This is a genomic window from Variovorax atrisoli 110B, assembly GCF_000382045.1.
In the GTDB taxonomy this organism is placed as follows: Bacteria; Pseudomonadota; Gammaproteobacteria; order Burkholderiales; family Burkholderiaceae_C; genus Variovorax; species Variovorax atrisoli.
On sequence record NZ_KB907467.1, the window covers coordinates 82,642 to 99,212 of the forward strand.

Sequence of the window (16,571 nt, forward strand, 5' to 3'; positions counted from 1 at the left end):
GCTTCAGGTTTTCGGGGCTTCAGTCGAGGACCTGCGCCATGAAGGCGTCGGCACAGCGCTGGAGGTCCTCCTCACTGAGCTTCTCGACGGGGATTTCCACGTCGTCGAAGTCGAACGAAAAGTCCTCCAGCCTCCATTCATCGTCCTGTTCACCGCCGCGCCGGACATCCGCATCTTTCGTTGACGCAGGGCGGCCGCGCGGCCGCAGCGCGCCGGGATCGGCGGGCAGGGCGGGACACTCCCCCGCGGCAGCGGCCTCGCTGTCGGCGGGTACCGCCCCTGCGGCTGTGACGGCGCACCCCGATCGGGCCACGTCCAGCTTCGGCACCGGCGGGGGAGGCAACTCCCTGCTCGCGAAGACTTTGTCGCGGAAGTAGAAGATGCGCTGCGCGAGCACGGGGCGCAGTCCTTCATAGAAAAGGATCATCCGGGAGGAACCGAGCTCCTTGATTTCCTGTGGCAGCAGCAGGCGGCGAGGCTGGTCGCTGATGGTGACGGAGGCAGACTTGCCCGCGCCGCCCCACATCGGACGGCTGATGCTCCTTTGCCGGACCGTGCGGGTGCCCAGTTCGCGCGAGATGGCTTCTGCATCGTCGTATTCCCTGGGCGGGAACACGATGCGTGCGGCCAGCATCTTCCGGATGGACTTGGCGCCTTCGAGGCCGTACTTCTCCACGAGCTGGGAGTTGGACTGCACGATGATGACCGTGCGCACGTTGTACCCTGGCAGGAAGGCGGTGGACTCCGCGATGACCGGAATCCGCCCCAACGCCGGAAACTCGTCGAGCATCAGGAGCAGCTGGTGGCGCAGCGCCGGGTTGTGCTCCGGCAGCTCGCGCGTCTGCAGGCCGATGGCCTGCTGGAAGAAAAGATTGAGCAAAGGCTGCAGGCGAGCGATGTTGTCCGGATTGATCTGCACGTAGATCGAGATCGGCCGCTTGCGAAGCTCGCGCAGATCGAAGTCGTTGGCGGACGTGGCTGCGTCGATCATTGGGTTGAGCCACAGGTCCAGGCGGCTCGTGAAGGTCTTGCGGATGCTCGAGGCCGTCGTCGGGGCGAGGTCGATGACGTCGTAGAGACTCTGGACCGCCTCATGGGACAGCGGATAGCCGGCCCGGTCGCAGGCGTCGATCACCCGCTTCCAGTGCTTCTGGAAACCTTCGTCGTCGCTGGCCATGCCCTGGCGCAGCACTTCCCCCAGGGTGCGTGGGGCCCCCTCGGTCTCGAACAGGTAGAGGGCGATGCCCAGGAAAAGCGAGCGCGCCGAGGAGGTCCAGAAAGGATCTCCCGCCAGCGGATCGGGAAACAGCATCGTGCCGATGCGCTGCAGATCGTCGATGCAGCGGTAGGGCGACTCGGACACGTAGCCCAGCGGGTTCCAGCGCGCGGAGCATTCGCGCTCGGACAAGGGGTCGAACAGGTGGACGGCCTGCCCGTGCGCCGCGCGAAAACCCGCGGTGCGCATGAAGTTCTCGCCCTTGACGTCGCTGACGATGGTCGAGCCGGGCCAGTTCAGCAGGTTGGGAATCACCACGCCCACACCCTTGCCGCTGCGAGGGGGCGCTTCCAGCGCGGCCCCCTGCTGGCCCGGCAGGACCAGATAGCGCCCGCCCAGGCGTCCGAGGATGATGCCGTGTTCGTCGAGCAGGCCCGCCTTCGCGATCTCGCGCCGGCTGGCGAAGCGCGCTTCGCCATAGAGCGGGCGCCGCCTCGGCAGCATCGCGAGGCCGACGAGACCCAGCGTCAGGCCCTGCGAACCGACCAGCGAGGCCAGGAGCGTGCGCCACACCGCGGGACGCTCGCCTTCGGCCGCCCAGTACTGGTAGATGGTCAGCAGCGTCGCATGCTCCGGTGGCAGTTTCATCGCGACGAGGAAGACATAGCCGGCCAGATACAGGCCGAGCGTTGCCGCTGCAAGCAGCGCGACCGCGATCCTGAAAGGGCTAGGCCAGGCCTCGGAGCTTGGTGCCTGGTTCATGCCAGATCTCCCGCACGATCCGGTGCTGCCGCTCGCGTGCGCACTGCACCACCACATCCACGCTCAATTGGGCCAATTCAACGCCTTCGCGCGTGCTCATGCCCCGGCCTGCAGGGCTGCGTCTCATGAGCTGGGCCAAGGCCACGAAGGCCATCTCGGCACTGTCCGCATGCACGCTGGTGATCGAGCCGGGATGGCCCGTGTTGACGGACACCAGGTAGTCGTAGACCTCCTCGCCGGTGCGCAGCTCCGACACGAAGACCCGGTCGGGGCGCTGCCGCTTCGCGCTTGTCAGCAACTGGCCGGGCGTGACCTCCGCCTGCCCTTGCGCACCCTGCGAATAGAAGAGCCGCACATGGTTGGGCTGGTTGCGCAGCGACAGCTCCTTCACGTCCTCGATGGTGATGAGCCGGTCCTGCGCAGGCACCTCGAGGATCAGCGCCTTGCTGACCGTGGTCTTGCCGGACCCGGTGGCGCCGGACAGGAGGATGTTCTTGCGCAGTTGGACGGCCCGGCGCAGGAAAGGCACGAACTGCCCGCCCTCGAGAAGCGCCGCGAGCTCGCGGTCGTCGGCGCGCAGCTCTTCAGAGGCCGCCTGCGGCGCTCGCACCCCGGGTGCGCGGCGTGTCTGCGCGAAGACGTGGCGTTGCTCGAGTTCCTCCAGGGTCCAGATGGCGCCTGACGGCCGCCGGATGGTGATCGATACGGTGCCTTCCAGGGTGGCCGGCGGCAGCACGATCTGGATGCGTTCGCCGCCGGGCAGTGTGGCGGACAGCAGCGGTTCCCTCGCAGAGACGCGCTGGCGCGTGAAGTTGGCCACCAGCTTGGCGATGGACATGCACCATTCGAAGCTGGCGAACGCGAGGGCCTCGCGCGTCCAGCCCGTCTGCCGTTCCACGAAGGCCGCGCCCGGCGCGTTGATGCAGATCTCGGTCACTTCCGGGTCGTTCAGCAGCGGCTCGAGCGGGCCGAGAAACAGCGCCAGCGACGAGGGTGGGGTCGTTGCAGGGCCAGGCGGCGCCGCACCCGGAGGCTGACCTGCAGGCTGAAGGCCGCTGGGCGTCGCGCCGGACTCGCGTTCAAGGAGGGGTGGAGACGGTCCGAAGGGCATAGACGCTCCTGAAATCCACATCGCGGGCGACCAGGATCTGGATGCGCTCGCCCTGGTTCTTGATGACGGTGGGTGGCATCGAGACCGTGCTTCGCAGGATCTCGGTGAGTACGTCGCGGCTGCCCTGCGGCGCCAGCACCACGCCGGTGCCACCGCCGACGGTGGAGCCGCCTTGCCGATGCGCGGCGAAGGCCTGCATGGTCCCGTCGATCACCGAGACCAGGATGGCCGCGCCGAAGCGCTCCCAGAAATGGGTATCGACGAAGCCGGGCAGGCCGTTGCGGCCGAGTTCGTCCGTACCGGGCGATGCGAGCTGGACGACGACGCCGGTGGGCGTGCGCGCCTCGCTCCAGAGGATGAAGACGCGCCCCTGGCCCTGCCGGGGAGCCCCGCGTTGCTCGCCCACGTACTTGGTACCGCGTTCCAGGAGGACGACCTTGCCGTCCGCACCGTAGATGTCGTTCGCACCGATGCAGGTGGTCATGCCTTCGTAGGTCGAGTCGATCGCCGTTTCCAGCGTGCAGTCGATGAAGGCCCCCCTGGGCAGCAGCAGGCGCCGGGTCGCGAGCATCGTGGCGGCGACGGCGGGCGTGGGCGTCGGTTTGAGGTTCGCCGCAAGCGGAGTGCTCCCGCTGCTTGTGGTCGCTGACCCGGAGGCCGGGGCGGCGCCAAGCAGTTGCGCCATGTGGGGCACGCTACCGATCCCGCTGAAGGAAGGCGTGTCCGTGGCGGCTCCCAAGGATGCATGCGCGGGTGCGTTGCCGCCCTGCAGCATTGGCGCACGCCGCAGGACCGGGGCGGCCAGCTGCCGTTCAAGGGCCAGCTCTTCGGGTGTCTTCGGGGCAGGTCCGCTGTTGGCCGCTGCGGCTGCAGGCGCGGGGGGCTGCCCCGCGCTGGCTGCCGAGGCTGCATCGGACGCGCGGGGCGGCTGGATGTGCCCCAATGGCGGGACCTTCATCTCGCCGCCGGCACGGGCCATGGCCGTCCTGCGCGCAGCTTCCAGGCTCTCGCGGTTGCGGGAATACTGGGTGCCGTAGTACCAGAAGAGAAACCCGGCGCCAAGGAGAAGGATGGTGGAAAGGGCCAGCGAACTCCTGATCCTCGATTGGATGGATCGCTCGCGATTGACCGAGGGAATGGTGCGCTCTCCCTCGACCGACGCGCCCTCGCCGTCTGCCGGGCGTTCGGCGCGCTCGTGCATGTCGCGTGGGGCGAGGATCTCCCCGGTCGCCGGGTCCACCTCGCCGGCTGCACCGCAGGGGCGTCGGTTCCCGGGTTCGAATGAAGAGGGTTGTTCCACGCCGCTGCGCGAGGTCATGGGCCGTCTCCGGCGGTGAGGCGCTGGACGCCTTGCACGCTCGTGTGGGTCGGGGTGCGGGCACCGTCGCCGTGGAAGGACCGGTTCACGACGCAACCCACCAGCCTGCCGCGGCGCAGGATGACCCGTCGTGCGAGCCGGTGGATGACCACCTCGTCGTCCTCGACGTTGAAGTTCAGCAGCGACTCGGATCCGTCGTCGTTCTGCACGAACAGGGCCGGGAATTCGGCACGAGCCTGGAAGCTCAGTCGGGTCTGGATGCCGTCGTCGGAAGCGCTCAAGGGCTTCAGCGACCCGCTGCCGCAGAACCAGTAGTCGCTGTTGCGAGGCCCTTCAGGTGCCCGGCGCATGAGCGCTTCGGCACGGCGACGTTCCTCGTCGGCTGCCGCCGCACGCGCTTCGTCCTCGGGATAGGTGAAGCGAATCGAATACACCATGCGCCGCGCCGCAGCCCCCGAGGGCGCACGGGCGGAGACCACGTAGTCGAAGTGATAAGCCCGCCGGTTGGTGAGCACGGTGAGGTTCGTGGCGGCCCGTGCTTCCCTCGGCTTGATGAAAAAATGGTTGCGCTCCGCGCCCACATCGAAGGCGCCGTTGTCGCCCGAGCCGAGGTTCACGAACTCCTCTCCCTCGGCGAAACGCAGATGAATCTGATAGCCCACGTAGCCATGCAGCGCGACGACGTCATCGGCGTTGTAGGCAACGACCCGAACGCGCGCATCCACCTTGCCCACAGGGGGCACGGTCACGGCATCCGCGAAAGGCGCCGCGAAGCATAGCAGCGAGGCCATGCCAGTTTCCAGCGCCACGCGCCACGGGCAGCGGTAGGGCTTCATCGCGCATCCTGCGGGTGGGCCGGAACGCTCGCGGTGGCGACCTCGGGTTCGCGGCGGTACTCGACGATGCGGAAACCTAGTGGATTGAGCGAGCGCCATTTGTTGTCCTTGGAAGGCTGGACATATGCAAACTCCACGGTCGACACCCAGGGACTCGCCTGCTCGTCACCGGTACCGCCGGCGCGGTTGTATCGGGTGAACCGGACCTGGGCCAGCCTGTCCCTGCCGCTTTCCAGCTTGAGAAAGCTGACGGAGCGAATCTGCGTCCGTATGGTCGTGCCGTCCTTGTAGGCGTTCAGGGGAGAGGCCGGATTGTTCGCGGCCCACAGGGCGGCCCATTCCTGGTTGAGACGAGGCGAATTCTGCGAAGCGACCAGTTCGTAATCCGTCTCCGCGATCCCATAAAAGTAGCGCTCGCGCGCCACCACATAGTTCTGCAGCAGATTGCGCGTCACCACCTGTTCGATGTCGGTCGTCCCCTCGTAGGCCGGAACGATGTCGACGATGCCGGTGCTGCTGTCGACACGGATCAGAACGGGGACAGGCTGCTTGAGCGGTGTGAGACCGGCAACGGCGGCCACCGAGAGCACCGCGATACCGGTTGCGATGGCGGTCAAGACCCACGCGAGCCTGGCTGAACGCTCCGACCGGCGAGCGCGGTCGAGCTCCCAGTTCCGGGCTTCTTCCAGGTAGCTTTCAATACCGGCGTTGCGATTCATTGAGCGCTCCCGGGATGGTGGTGCCTGTCGCGGCATTGATCGGCGTGAGCGGCCCTTCGCACTCAGGCGGCAGCGGCGGGTGAGTGCCGCAGGAAGAAATCAGGGCCGATGCAAGGAGAGTGACCACGAGTCTCATCGAACGCTCCTTCGATCAGTCCATCCGGCGGTGATTCGGCATGGCCCGTTCGCGCGGGATCACCGTGCCGCCGCGGCGCGATGTCCCGTCGCGAACCATCGAGGCGATCCCGGAGCCGATGCGGTGACCTGCCTGGCGTCGGAAGGAGTCCCACCGATTTCCGGGTTGTCGACCCATGCCGTCGAGGACGCCACGCCCGACCTCGTAGCCGGTGCGTTTGGCCCCGCCCATGGCCCACTGCGCCATCCCGCTGACCACGCCGAACGAGGAGAGCGCGACACCACTTGCAAGGCTCGCAGCAATGGGCATGACCTGGCGCATGACAAGGAAGATGAACGCGGAGGCCAGGCACACTCTGGCGCCTTCTGTGACGGTGACCGCGCTTCCCAGCGAGACGGCATTCTGGGTGTATGAGCGAAGAACATGCAGAAGAAGTGCCGCCGTCAGCGTGGCGAGCACCGTGATGAGTGCGTAGTTGGCGAGCTGGGCGAGCCACGCCTCGAAGAAGCGCTTGGTGGCGTCGAAGAACAAGAGGCCAATGAATAGCGGGCCCAGCGCGAGGAGCAGCGCCAGGGCGACCTTGGACAGTGCCAACAAGAATGCGGTGACGACGACCGTCAGCCCAATCAGCAGATAGACAAGAAATCCTGCGAGATAGTAGGCAAAGTTTTCGTTGAGGACGCTTCCCTTGCTCAACAACTGCTCTGCGATCGAATTTCCGTCCGTCCAGATCTGGTCGACCGTGGATACAGTCGAGCCTGAACCGAGAATGGCTGCGGCCAGCTGGTCAGGGCCTCGCGTAAATGTGTCGACGGCAACGTCGTTGTACATCCAGAGTCTCAAACTGAGACCCAGCACGATGCCGACCATGAAAATGCGCTTCACACCCTCCCAGAGGGGTTCTTGAATTCGTCCGGAAAGGCTCAGGAAGCCCCAGAGCATCACATAGACAGTCGCGAGCGTGACCACCGCAGGTTCGATTGCCGAGGCGATTCGGGCGGCATTGGTGCTCACATAGACGCTTAGCTGCGCCGTCAGCCAGGTGAAGAATTGCTCGAAGAATCCCATGTGAAGCTCCGGCTCACTCAATGTTCGGGAGTCGATGGCAAGGGGACGGACTTCAGATCCTTGAAGTGCCCGATGCCCTCCAAGATCCTGCGAGTCGTGTCTTCATTCCTGGACTCCGATCGCATCCGTGCTGGAGGGTCGGCGGGCGTTGCAGGGTGGCGTCTTTCACTCACTTGTGCGACCGCGTAGATTCCTGCGGCCAAGATGGCAACTAGAGCGTAGGCCCATTTGCGTCCAGGCATTTCAGACTCCTTCCTTGCTCAGTAGTTGACCGCTGAGATCGTCTTGATGCTGCCGATGTCGCTGGCAGCTTTCTCGCGGATGCGTTGAGTTCGGATAGCCTCTTCGGCCTGCGCCATCTGATAGAGCGCCTGCAGCTTCGTCTGCTCGTTCGTGAGCATGTTCTGCTCGGCCTGGATCCTGGCCTGCAGATCCTGGATGGCCTTCGGGTCCTGGGCGGAGGCAATGCGGTCGATCAGCTGCTGCAAGGCGGAGAAGCGCTGGCTGGTGTTCTGGTAGGCGCTTCGGGTCATGCCGTTGAGCATGGCTGCCGATCGTCGCCCCTGCTCGACGACCTGTCGAAGCTCGGGACTGAGTGCGTCCAGCTGGGTGCTCGACAGCACGCTGTTGGCCTTCATGACGGATTGCACGAGGTTGCTCAGGCCGGCGTAGCTGGTCGACGATCCATTGACCGTGCCCATCAGGTCGCCGTAGCTGGTTGGGAGATAGTTGCGCGCCGCATCGGAGGTTTGAAGCAGTTGCTCCATGCCTCGGGGACCCGTCATCGCGTTGTACGTCTGCGTGAGCTGGTTTTTCGTCTGCTGGAGTTGTTCGTACTGCTTTTGCATCGCAGAAATCTGCTGCTGCCAGTACATGACCTGCTGGATGAGATTGGCGATCGCCGTGAAGTCGATCACCGGGATGCCGGCCCTGGCCTGCAGCGGCGCCAGAAAGGTGGCGCCGGCGATGAAGAGGGCGAGAAGATGTCTACGCATGGGAGCTCTCCTGAGAAGACGTTGACGGGGAAGGCCCTCCTGCCAGCGTCGTTCGGAAAGGCGCCAGCCATTGATCCGGATGCGGGCCCAGCATCCTGATGAATTCGCGCATGAGGCGGACATTGCCGGTGCGCCCCGAGATGACGTGCAGCGCATCGTCGAAGCCCCTGAGGTCGAGCTGCGCCACGACGCTCACATGGTTCTGCTTGATCAGAAACTGCCGCGAACCGGGTTCGAGTTCCTGCTTGATCAGTGCGAACTCCCGGTCCGCCAGATTGAAGCCCTGCGTGTACTCGTCATGGTCCGCTTCCGGATTCGGAAACAGGATCTTGGTCGGAGTCTGCTCGACGATGGCCCGGGCGATGCTGGAATCGAGCACGTGGCTGGTGCTCTGCGTGAAGGTGGCGATGCTGGCGTTCTTCTTTCGCCAGGTTTCCAGGCCGTTCTTGGCGAACGTGGCGAAGGCGGGATCGTCCAGAAGCTTGGCGAATTCGTCCATCCAGCACACCAGGGGACGTCCGTCCACCATCGTGTGGACCAGATGGAAGAGATACATGGTCAACGGCGCGCGCACGACCTCGTTGTCCAGGAAATCCGTGACGTCGAAGCCGACCAGCGCGTGGCCCGAAAGCAGGGGCGCCACGCGGTCTTCGTCGTTGTCGAAGACCCAGCCATAGGCGCCGTTCTCCGACGAACACCATCTGCGCAGCCGCGCGTGCATGCCTTCGGGGTCGGTGACGTCCAGAAAGGAGACCAGCCGAGAGAGGCACCGAAAGGGGCGCGCCAGGCGCAGCGTGCCTTGGAGCGCCTGGTCGAGATCATCCTCCTGGCGCACCGTCAGGCTGTCGCCGGGCGTGCGCAAGACCAGGCGGCGCAGCCAACGCCGCATGAATTCGACGTTGTCGGGCATCGAGTCGTCAAGTTGCAGGGGATTGCAGCCCGTCGGCGCGCCGCTCTTGAGGGGCAGGTACTGGCCGCCGAGTGCCCGCACCAGGATGTGCAGGCCTTCGTCCTTGTCGAAGATGATCTGGGTGGCATCGAGGCGGTTGCAGATGGCCGCCATGCAGAAACCCAGCAGGGTGGTCTTGCCCGTACCGACCGGACCCACGCCGGTGACGTGTCCCACGTCGCGTCGGCTGCCGCCATCGGGACTGCGCGGGTCGCTCGCGTGCAGCGAGAAATAGTAGGGAGACCCCGCGCGGGTCATGAACATCGTCAGCGCGCTGCCCCAGTAGTTGCCTGTCGCGCGGCCCGTGGGAAAGTTGTGGAACGGCGACATCGCCGCGAAGTTGCGGCTCGTGATCGGCGCCTTGCGGCTGCGGTAGCCGAAGTTTCCCGGCAGCTGGGCCCAGAAGGCTGCCTCCAGCGCGAGGTCCTCGCGGGCGACGACCATCCCCGTGTCGCCCAGCAGGTAGCGGGCACGGGCCATGTGGTCGTTGAGCTGCTTCAGGCGGGGCTGGTGCGCACGCTCGCCGACGCCGTCCTCGGCATCGGCCAGCACGTGGAGGCTGAGATGATGGTCCCCCGCGACGAACCGGTTGCTCGCGAGGTCGTCCAGGGCCTCCTTGAGCTCTTCCGCCTGGGACAGCGCCAGATCCCCGGCGGCTGCCATCCGACGGTATTGGCGGCTCATCATGTCCGTGGCGCTGCCCTTGGCGAGGAAGGTGAAGCTCTGGGTCAGCACGAACGGAAACGGGGCCGTCAACAAGGCGTCGAGCATGCCCGGCGCCGTGGGGGTCGGGTACTCCTTGATGCCGAGGAAGGCGCCGATCCGGGTTTGGGTGCCCGTGCGGTATTCCATGGCTTCATGACCAAAGAACGGACGCGTGGTCGCCAGCACCTCGTCAAGAGGCGCCCGTGGCAGCGGCATGCGCTGCCACTCCCCGTTGATCAGCAAGCCGTAGAACTCCGCGAGCGAGGAACAGAGAATGTCGCTGTCTTCGGGTTGATAGATGCCCAGGGGCTGCGGATCGTAGCGCTCCAGGGCGACAAGCAATTCCTGGCGCAGCTTGTCGCAGAGGTCCAGGGAGTCGCGAAGCTCCGCGCGCTCGCCTTCGGTGTCGGTGCGCTTGAGCAAGCGCAATGCGGCATTGCCCACCCGCGTGGACTGGGGCCGAAAGACGGTCGACAGGTAGAGCTCATTGACCATCAGCCTTTCGCGCGCCATCTTCTGCCGATAGCGTTGTTCGACCTCGCCCGCGAAACCCGGGACCGTCCGGCCCGTGGGATAACCGAGCTCGCGGCGTCGCACCACGTGGGTCCACAGCGCCAGGTGGGGAGAGGCGATGTTGCGCAGCAGGACGTTGAGTCGTTCATGCCAGTTGTTGATGTCCTCGTCGTCCGCGCTCTCGAAGCTGATGCCGCCCAGGCGCAGCGTCTGGACATAGTCCCCGGCGCGCGTTCTCGCGACGTGCGCATCGACATGGGCGGTCAGGGGAATCATCGCGGCGGCGCTGAGTTCGCGCTGCAGCGTTCTTTCGGTGCGGCTCAGCAGGTGCATGGCTTGCCCCTTTCGGGCCGCGCCCGATAAAGCACCTCGACCGGGCGTGAGCGCCGCCGTCCGTGCGCGTCCGGGAGATCCACCGCGAGGGGGCTGTACGAGTTGGCACGCCAAAATCGCAGATTGCCGTTGACCATGGCCGGCAGCCGGGTGCGTCCCCACAGCTGCAGCAGGTCAAAGAAGCGCGGCTCATGCAGGCAGACCAGGAAGAGCATGCCGTGGATCGGCAAGAACGCCAGCAGCCATGCGAGGTTCTTGGTCACGATGAAGGATTCGCTCGTGATCACGATGTTGAACATCATGGCCGAGTAGGTGACTCCCCAAACCATCGGGGGCCGGGTCATGCCGACGAACAACGCGTCGACGACGATGCCTTGGTTGCGGCTCATGGCACCTGCCTTCAGACCCCGAACAGGCCCCGGATCCATGTCACGATCTGCGGACCGCCGAAGACCAGCACGGTCCCGATGACCACGGCAACCATCCACCACCAGCTCAGGCGCCCGAACCAGGCCATGGCCCCGGAGACCATGACCGCGACGGCTGCCAGCGGGGTGAGGATGGTGACGAGTTGCTGCTGCGTGGCGTTTGCACCCCTGGCGAACGGACTGCTGGCGATGGCCAGCTCCGGCAGCACGATCAAAAGGCCCACGAGCAGCAACGGCCACGCTCGACGGATTCCGGCAGGCATGATGGCTTACTCCTTTCTGGCGGCGCCCACGGCGTGGACATCCAGTGGCTGTTGCGGTGCGCTCGGAAGCGGTGCGGGTCTTTCGGCCTGGCGACGGGCGCCGTAGACGTCCCACCACCGCAGCGCCGGCGCGGCGGTGCTCGCGATCGCCGACAGGCGGCCCGCACCCGCCCGGTCGCTGGCCGGGGGCTGCGCCGGCGTCCCATCGAGATTGCGCGTCGCCGAAGCCAATTCACGCTTCAAGGCGGCGATGTCGGCGCGCAGCCGGGACTGCTGCCGCGCGGCTTGGTTCGCAGCCTCCGGGTCGGATGCCCCGAGGTGTTCGGCGCGGCGTCTCTCGAGGCCTTCGAGCTCCTCCTCGGACCTCTTCAACTCCTGCCGGAGGATCTCGGTCCGTTCACTGTCGCGCTCGCCTTGCTCGGACGGGGTGACGATGCGCCGAGACGCGGAGGAAGCCTGGGCCTGCGCCTGCACACTGCCCGTGCAGGCCGCGCCAGACGCGATGACCACGAAGGTGGCCAGGGCGGTCCGGATGCCCTTGCGCGCCAGGTCGCCGCGTTGAAAGTCCTTGAATCGCATGGGCGCACTGTCTGCCCATGCTGGCTGGCTGGTCTACTGGCTCTTTTGACAGTGGCGCTCCGAGCGAGCGAGGTGCGAGATTCCGCATTGCGATGCCATGAAGTTCCGCATCGCGAGGAGCGGATCATGGGCAACGTGGTGGTCTTCGGCAATCAGAAGGGTGGCGTCGGCAAGTCCACACTGAGCGTGTTGTATGCGCATTGGCTGGCCGATCTGCGGCGGCAGGCCGTCTGCGTGATCGACCTGGACGGTCAATCCAACAGCACCAAGTCGTTGCGCCGGTACCGCGCGGACAGCGGCGCCCGGGCATTGTTTGACTCGGGCGCGATCCCGGCCCTCCCACGCAACGAGTCTTCCATCGTGCTGATGGCCGGATGCAGGCAGTTGGCCGACGTCGAGCTTGCGAGGCCGGAGGTGGTGATTCCCGCATTTCGCAGAAGCGTCGCCGACTTGGCACGGGCGTTCGATACCGTGGTCATCGACACCCCGCCGGCGCTGGGCCTGCGCATGACGGCAGCGCTGATGGCTGCGACGGCGGTGGCGTGTCCGATCGAGCTGGAGGAGTACAGCATCGATGGCGTGACGGACATGCTCAAGACCGTCTTCGGCATCAAGCACCGCTACAACGCGCAGCTGCGGCTGGCGGGGATCGTGCTGAACCGGTTCAATGCCCATTCGTCGCGGCAGAAGGCAGCGATGCAGGAACTGGTGGCGAACTTCCACGAACTCGTGATCCCCGCGCGGATCTCGACACGCTCCGCCATCCCCGAGGCGCTCGCCACGGGTGTGCCGCTGTGGCGTTTGCCCAGGAGCGCGGCGCGCGAGGCGAGCCTCGAGGTGATGAAGGTGTTCGGCTTGCTCCAGCAGCGCATTCTCGCGCCGGAACCCGCCGCGGGGGCGCCGGAGGAGAGCGCATGAGCCCAACGAAGGAGCTGGACCTGAGCTCGCTGTCCCGCTTCAAGGCGACGGACCTGCTGGCCGAAGGGACAGACCGTCTTGCGCCCGCAGCGCCGAGCCAGGTGGCGCTGGATGCGATCGACCTCGATCCCTGCCAACCGCGCAGGGGCATGCGGACGGAGGGGATCGCCGAGCTGGCCGAATCGATACGCAGGCATGGCGTGCTCGAGCCCGTCTCCTTGCGCAGCCACCCCACTCATGTGGGCCGGTACATCGTCAATCGAGGCGAGCGCAGGGTGCGTGCCGCCCGACAAGCGGGCCTGCTGAGCGTGCCGGGCTTCATCGACGAGCGCGTCGATCCTTTTGCGCAGGCGGTGGAGAACCTGCACCGCGAAGACATGTCGCCCTTCGATCTGTCCACCTTCATCGCCGAGCGGGAGAGGGAAGGGCATACGCGCGCGGAGATCGCGCGCAGGCTGGGCAAGCCGCGCTCTTTCATCACCGAGGCGGCCAGTCTCAACGACGCGCCGACGGAGTTGCGGCAAGCCGTGGAGGAAGGCAGGATCGGTGGCGATGTGCGCACGCTGTACCGGCTGGTGACGACGGTGCGCGACCGGCCGCAGGCGGTGCAGGAGCTTCTGGCGCAAGGCCACACGATCAATCGATCGAAGCTCGACGAAACGATGGAGCGCACGGATCCCTCGCGTGCGACATCGCCGGCGCGCACCCATCGGGCGGCACCGGTCGCCAGTGGCGGGCGCACGGTACTGGTGGTGGATCACAAGGGGCAGCGCGGTTCTCTGCGTCTCAAGGCCTGCGGCAGCGATGTCGGCGAAGTCTGTTTCGCCGATGGATCCCGCGTCTTGCTGCCGCTGGCAGAGCTGCGCCCCGTGTGCTGGGCCACGGAGGGATAGCCGCCGCAGTGATCACCGGGAAGCGCCCGGCTCGCTCCTTGGGATCATGTGGTGTTGCCGGTACTCGCGGGGTGTCATGCCCAGGACGCGCAGGAATGTCCTGCGCATCACCTCCTGCGAGCTGTAGCCGCATTGCGCCGCAATGGTCTTGAGGGGGCGTGTGCCCGCTTCGATGAGGCGACATGCCGTGTCCAGACGAATCTGCTGCACGCCATGTGCTGGCGTGAGCCCCGTCGCGCGACTGTAGAGGCGGGTGAACGAGCGCGTGGACATGGGAAATCGCTGCGCCAGCCGGGCCACATCGAGCTTTTCGTGCAGGTGTGCGGCGATCCACGCGTGCAGCATGGCGATCCGCGGGTCCGGCGCAGGATGATCGATCAGGCTGCTGCGGTAGCGCATCGGTCCGTAGCGCCGACTGCGCGGTTCTGGCAGGCGCTCGGCCAGCGTGTCTGCGAAGGCAGATCCCTGATCCGCCTCGAGCCATGACAATGCGAGGTCCGTTCCCTGGCCCGCCTCGATGTACCGCCAACGCGGTGAGACCGGGGAGGCGGCGGTCCAGTCCGAACGCCTTGCCTTCAGGGCCAGCCAGCTGGCGGACACAGGATTTGCCCGCTGGCGCGCCGGGGCAGACGTCGGTGCCAGCGCGAGCGCGTCGACATCGACAGCCGCGCAGCGAACCAGGTGCTGCTGGTTGTTCGAGAACCATCCCTGAAGACGCCGTACATCGCTCCCGCCAGCGGGTTCACTCCCAGCCCCGGGCCCACCCGCGATGACGAGCGAATTCGCATTCCCTTCGAGCCGATGCGGCAATACCTGCGTTGCCAACAGGACGCCGCTGGAACTGCAGGCCGCGCGGCCTTCGATGGAGACCAGCTGCACGGAATAGGCGGCGACCTTGTCTTCGTCATGGCGCAGCGCGTTGGCGCCCTCGAAGACCGCAAGCATGCTGCTGACGTCGACGAGAGGAATCCCGGCAGCAGCAGAAACCAGACCGTGTGCATCGCTCAGGGGTATGGATCCCTAGATCGGGACGTGCGTCGTGGTCATCCAGCGAAGCTCCCTTCGAGGCTGCCCAGGCTTGCATGCTCGAGCCCCGCGAGATTGGCAGAAATGGTGGTCATTTCGCTGTCATAGGGGGGAACATCACTTCTAGACTGTTGGTCCTTGCTTCAACGGCACACCTGGAAGGTGTCGCCGAGCTCGGTAAACATGGCGAGGCAACGCAGCGACCGCAGCCTACAGGCGCTGCATCAAGATTCCGTTGAGGCCACGCGCCGCGATCGCTGGCGGCGCCCCCGGGGATGTAGGAAAGGGCATCCATGAATGATTGGACACAAGATGTTCTCGGCCGATTGGCCGAAGTGAGCGAGACATCCCAGGCGCTCGAGTTGATCCACGTGGCGGCGAGGCATCTCGGCTTCGAGAGCTGTGCCTACGGACTGCGCGTCCTCTTTCCCTTCACCCGCTTCGAGGCCCGGATGCTCAGCACCTACGATGCGCAATGGAATCGCCGGTACCTGGAGCAGGGCTACCTGGGGATCGATCCCACCGCCATTCACGGTTCGCGCAGCCGGGCACCGGTCATCTGGAGCGATGACGTCTTTCGGGACACGCCGAAGATGTGGGATGAAGCGCGCTCTTTCGGGCTGCGCGTCGGATGGGCGCAGTCGGTCTTCGACGCCGATGGCCGCGTGGGCATGCTGTCGCTTGCGCGCTCGAGCGAGCCGCTCACGGCCGCAGAGCTGCGCGCCAAGGATCCCTTGCTTCAGTGGCTTGCCAGCACGGCCCACCGGGTGCTTTCGCCCCGTCTCGGAGAAAGTCCCTGGCTCGAACTCGCGCCGTTGACCGGCCGCGAGGTGGAGGTGATGCGATGGACGGCCGACGGCAAGACGAGCGAGGAAATCGCGATCATCCTGGACATCTCCGAGCGGACGGTGAACTTCCATGTCAGGAATGTGATGGCCAAACTGCATGCCAACAACAAGAGTTCGGCGGTGGCGCTTTCCTCGCGCCTCGGGGTCCTGAGCTGAGCTGAGCGTGCCTTCGCGGCCGGTGCATGACACGGTGCGCCTGCTCATCGGTGGGCGCCGTCCTGGCGACCGGGCACCGGACGCCAGGTGCTGTCCACGTCGATCGCGCAGGCGAACAGATGCCGGCGACCGATGCGCACCGGCGGAGCCAGGCGGCGCGCACGCAGACCCGCTTGGCGCAGGATGCGCTCCACGCCCAACGGCGAGACGCTGATCAGTCTCCGACCTCCTTCCTGCGCGACGGTGCGCATCGCCACGCTCAGCATCTCCAGCGCCAGCGACGATCCGAGGAGATCCTCATGGGTCGCACCCGGCTGGGCGTCCAGATCCACGGCCGCGAACCGCGACAACTCCCAGATCTTCGGCGAGCACGGCGCCGGCTTGCTGCCCAGCAGCTCGGGGAACACGGTGGCCAGAAGATAAGGCCGATGGGTCGAGAGCAGGCGGGCGGTCCCGACGATCTGGCCGCCGGCGTTGCGGGCAATCAGATAGGCGGTGTCCTTGCGATCGAATTCGTCCAGCTCGAACCGCGCGCGCGTGTCCAGATCCCAGCCCAGCTTCTCGACGAAGACCCGGTGCCTGTAGCGAGCCATGTCGAACAGCATCTCCGCGGAGAACGAATCGACGGTTCCGGTGATGATCTCCATGGCGCGCTCTCGCTCAATGAAGCCGCATTACAGCGCGACGGAAAACGCCAGTGCACTGGCAGAACTGGCAGTTGCCGAGGGCGGCGAAACGATCCGAAGCAAGGCGGCAGTGCGAGGAGGGCAACCCCGCTGACCGCTCGCCGGAGATCGCG

At 66.0% G+C, this 16,571-nt stretch carries 16 protein-coding genes; 3 read left to right on the forward strand and 13 right to left on the reverse strand.

Annotated elements, in window-relative coordinates; all coding sequences use genetic code 11:
• Window positions 1-19: 19 nt before the first annotated feature.
• The 11 genes from G369_RS0131650 to G369_RS0131700 form a co-directional block, all read right to left on the reverse strand.
• The gene (locus G369_RS0131650; protein WP_019658095.1) at window positions 20-1,978 is read right to left on the reverse strand and encodes a type IV secretory system conjugative DNA transfer family protein; all 1,959 of its coding nucleotides are present in this window, start codon (window positions 1,976-1,978) and stop codon (window positions 20-22) included.
• Window positions 1,944-3,110 carry a P-type DNA transfer ATPase VirB11 gene (gene virB11, locus G369_RS0131655; protein ID WP_347876457.1) on the reverse strand — a complete coding sequence of 389 codons (1,167 nt, stop codon included), beginning with the start codon at window positions 3,108-3,110 and terminating at the stop codon, window positions 1,944-1,946. Before virB11 ends, G369_RS0131650 begins: the two co-directional genes overlap by 35 nt.
• Window positions 3,058-4,407 carry a type IV secretion system protein VirB10 gene (gene virB10 / locus G369_RS0131660; protein ID WP_026346802.1) on the reverse strand — a complete coding sequence of 450 codons (1,350 nt, stop codon included), beginning with the start codon at window positions 4,405-4,407 and terminating at the stop codon, window positions 3,058-3,060. Before virB10 ends, virB11 begins: the two co-directional genes overlap by 53 nt.
• Entirely contained in the window at window positions 4,404-5,243 is an 840-nt protein-coding gene (locus tag G369_RS0131665) for a TrbG/VirB9 family P-type conjugative transfer protein (protein ID WP_019658098.1), read from the reverse strand. The genes virB10 and G369_RS0131665 overlap by 4 nt, the downstream gene beginning before the upstream one ends.
• Window positions 5,240-5,962 (reverse strand): VirB8 family type IV secretion system protein, encoded by a 723-nt coding sequence (locus tag G369_RS0131670; RefSeq protein WP_026346803.1) that lies wholly within the window; start codon window positions 5,960-5,962, stop codon window positions 5,240-5,242. The genes G369_RS0131665 and G369_RS0131670 overlap by 4 nt, the downstream gene beginning before the upstream one ends.
• 151 nt (window positions 5,963-6,113) lie before the next feature.
• Window positions 6,114-7,166, reverse strand: a complete 1,053-nt coding sequence (locus tag G369_RS0131675; RefSeq protein WP_019658100.1) for a TrbL/VirB6 family protein — start codon at window positions 7,164-7,166, stop codon at window positions 6,114-6,116.
• A gap of 260 nt (window positions 7,167-7,426) precedes the next feature.
• Window positions 7,427-8,161, reverse strand: a complete 735-nt coding sequence (virB5, locus tag G369_RS0131680) for a P-type DNA transfer protein VirB5 (RefSeq protein ID WP_019658101.1) — start codon at window positions 8,159-8,161, stop codon at window positions 7,427-7,429.
• On the reverse strand, window positions 8,154-10,661 hold the full coding sequence (locus tag G369_RS0131685; protein ID WP_019658102.1) for a VirB4 family type IV secretion/conjugal transfer ATPase: 2,508 nt from the start codon (window positions 10,659-10,661) through the stop codon (window positions 8,154-8,156). The genes virB5 and G369_RS0131685 overlap by 8 nt, the downstream gene beginning before the upstream one ends.
• A complete protein-coding gene (locus G369_RS36620) occupies window positions 10,649-11,050 on the reverse strand; it encodes a VirB3 family type IV secretion system protein (protein ID WP_019658103.1) in 402 nt (133 codons plus the stop codon). The genes G369_RS0131685 and G369_RS36620 overlap by 13 nt, the downstream gene beginning before the upstream one ends.
• Window positions 11,051-11,061: 11 nt before the next feature.
• Complete coding sequence (locus G369_RS0131695; protein ID WP_020723402.1) at window positions 11,062-11,352, reverse strand: TrbC/VirB2 family protein; 291 nt, start codon at window positions 11,350-11,352, stop codon at window positions 11,062-11,064.
• Between the two features lie 6 nt (window positions 11,353-11,358).
• The gene (locus G369_RS0131700) at window positions 11,359-11,931 is read right to left on the reverse strand and encodes a hypothetical protein (protein ID WP_019658105.1); all 573 of its coding nucleotides are present in this window, start codon (window positions 11,929-11,931) and stop codon (window positions 11,359-11,361) included.
• 126 nt (window positions 11,932-12,057) lie between these two features.
• On the opposite strand from G369_RS0131700, the gene G369_RS36625 reads away from it, so the two are divergent.
• Together G369_RS36625 and G369_RS0131710 are read left to right on the forward strand one after the other, a co-directional pair.
• On the forward strand, window positions 12,058-12,849 hold the full coding sequence (locus tag G369_RS36625) for a ParA family protein (RefSeq protein WP_019658106.1): 792 nt from the start codon (window positions 12,058-12,060) through the stop codon (window positions 12,847-12,849).
• Window positions 12,846-13,742 (forward strand): ParB/RepB/Spo0J family partition protein, encoded by an 897-nt coding sequence (locus tag G369_RS0131710; RefSeq protein ID WP_019658107.1) that lies wholly within the window; start codon window positions 12,846-12,848, stop codon window positions 13,740-13,742. The genes G369_RS36625 and G369_RS0131710 overlap by 4 nt, the downstream gene beginning before the upstream one ends.
• Before the next feature lie 12 nt (window positions 13,743-13,754).
• On the opposite strand, the gene G369_RS36630 is transcribed toward G369_RS0131710, so the two are convergent.
• Window positions 13,755-14,687: a GlxA family transcriptional regulator gene (locus G369_RS36630; RefSeq protein WP_019658108.1), complete on the reverse strand. Its 933-nt coding sequence runs from the start codon at window positions 14,685-14,687 to the stop codon at window positions 13,755-13,757.
• Window positions 14,688-15,061: 374 nt separating this feature from the next.
• On the opposite strand from G369_RS36630, the gene G369_RS0131720 reads away from it, so the two are divergent.
• Window positions 15,062-15,772, forward strand: a complete 711-nt coding sequence (locus G369_RS0131720) for an autoinducer binding domain-containing protein (protein WP_026346805.1) — start codon at window positions 15,062-15,064, stop codon at window positions 15,770-15,772.
• A gap of 44 nt (window positions 15,773-15,816) precedes the next feature.
• Here the strand turns inward: G369_RS0131720 and G369_RS0131725 are convergent, their stop codons facing one another.
• Window positions 15,817-16,419 carry an acyl-homoserine-lactone synthase gene (locus tag G369_RS0131725; protein ID WP_019658110.1) on the reverse strand — a complete coding sequence of 201 codons (603 nt, stop codon included), beginning with the start codon at window positions 16,417-16,419 and terminating at the stop codon, window positions 15,817-15,819.
• Window positions 16,420-16,571: the final 152 nt, after the last annotated feature.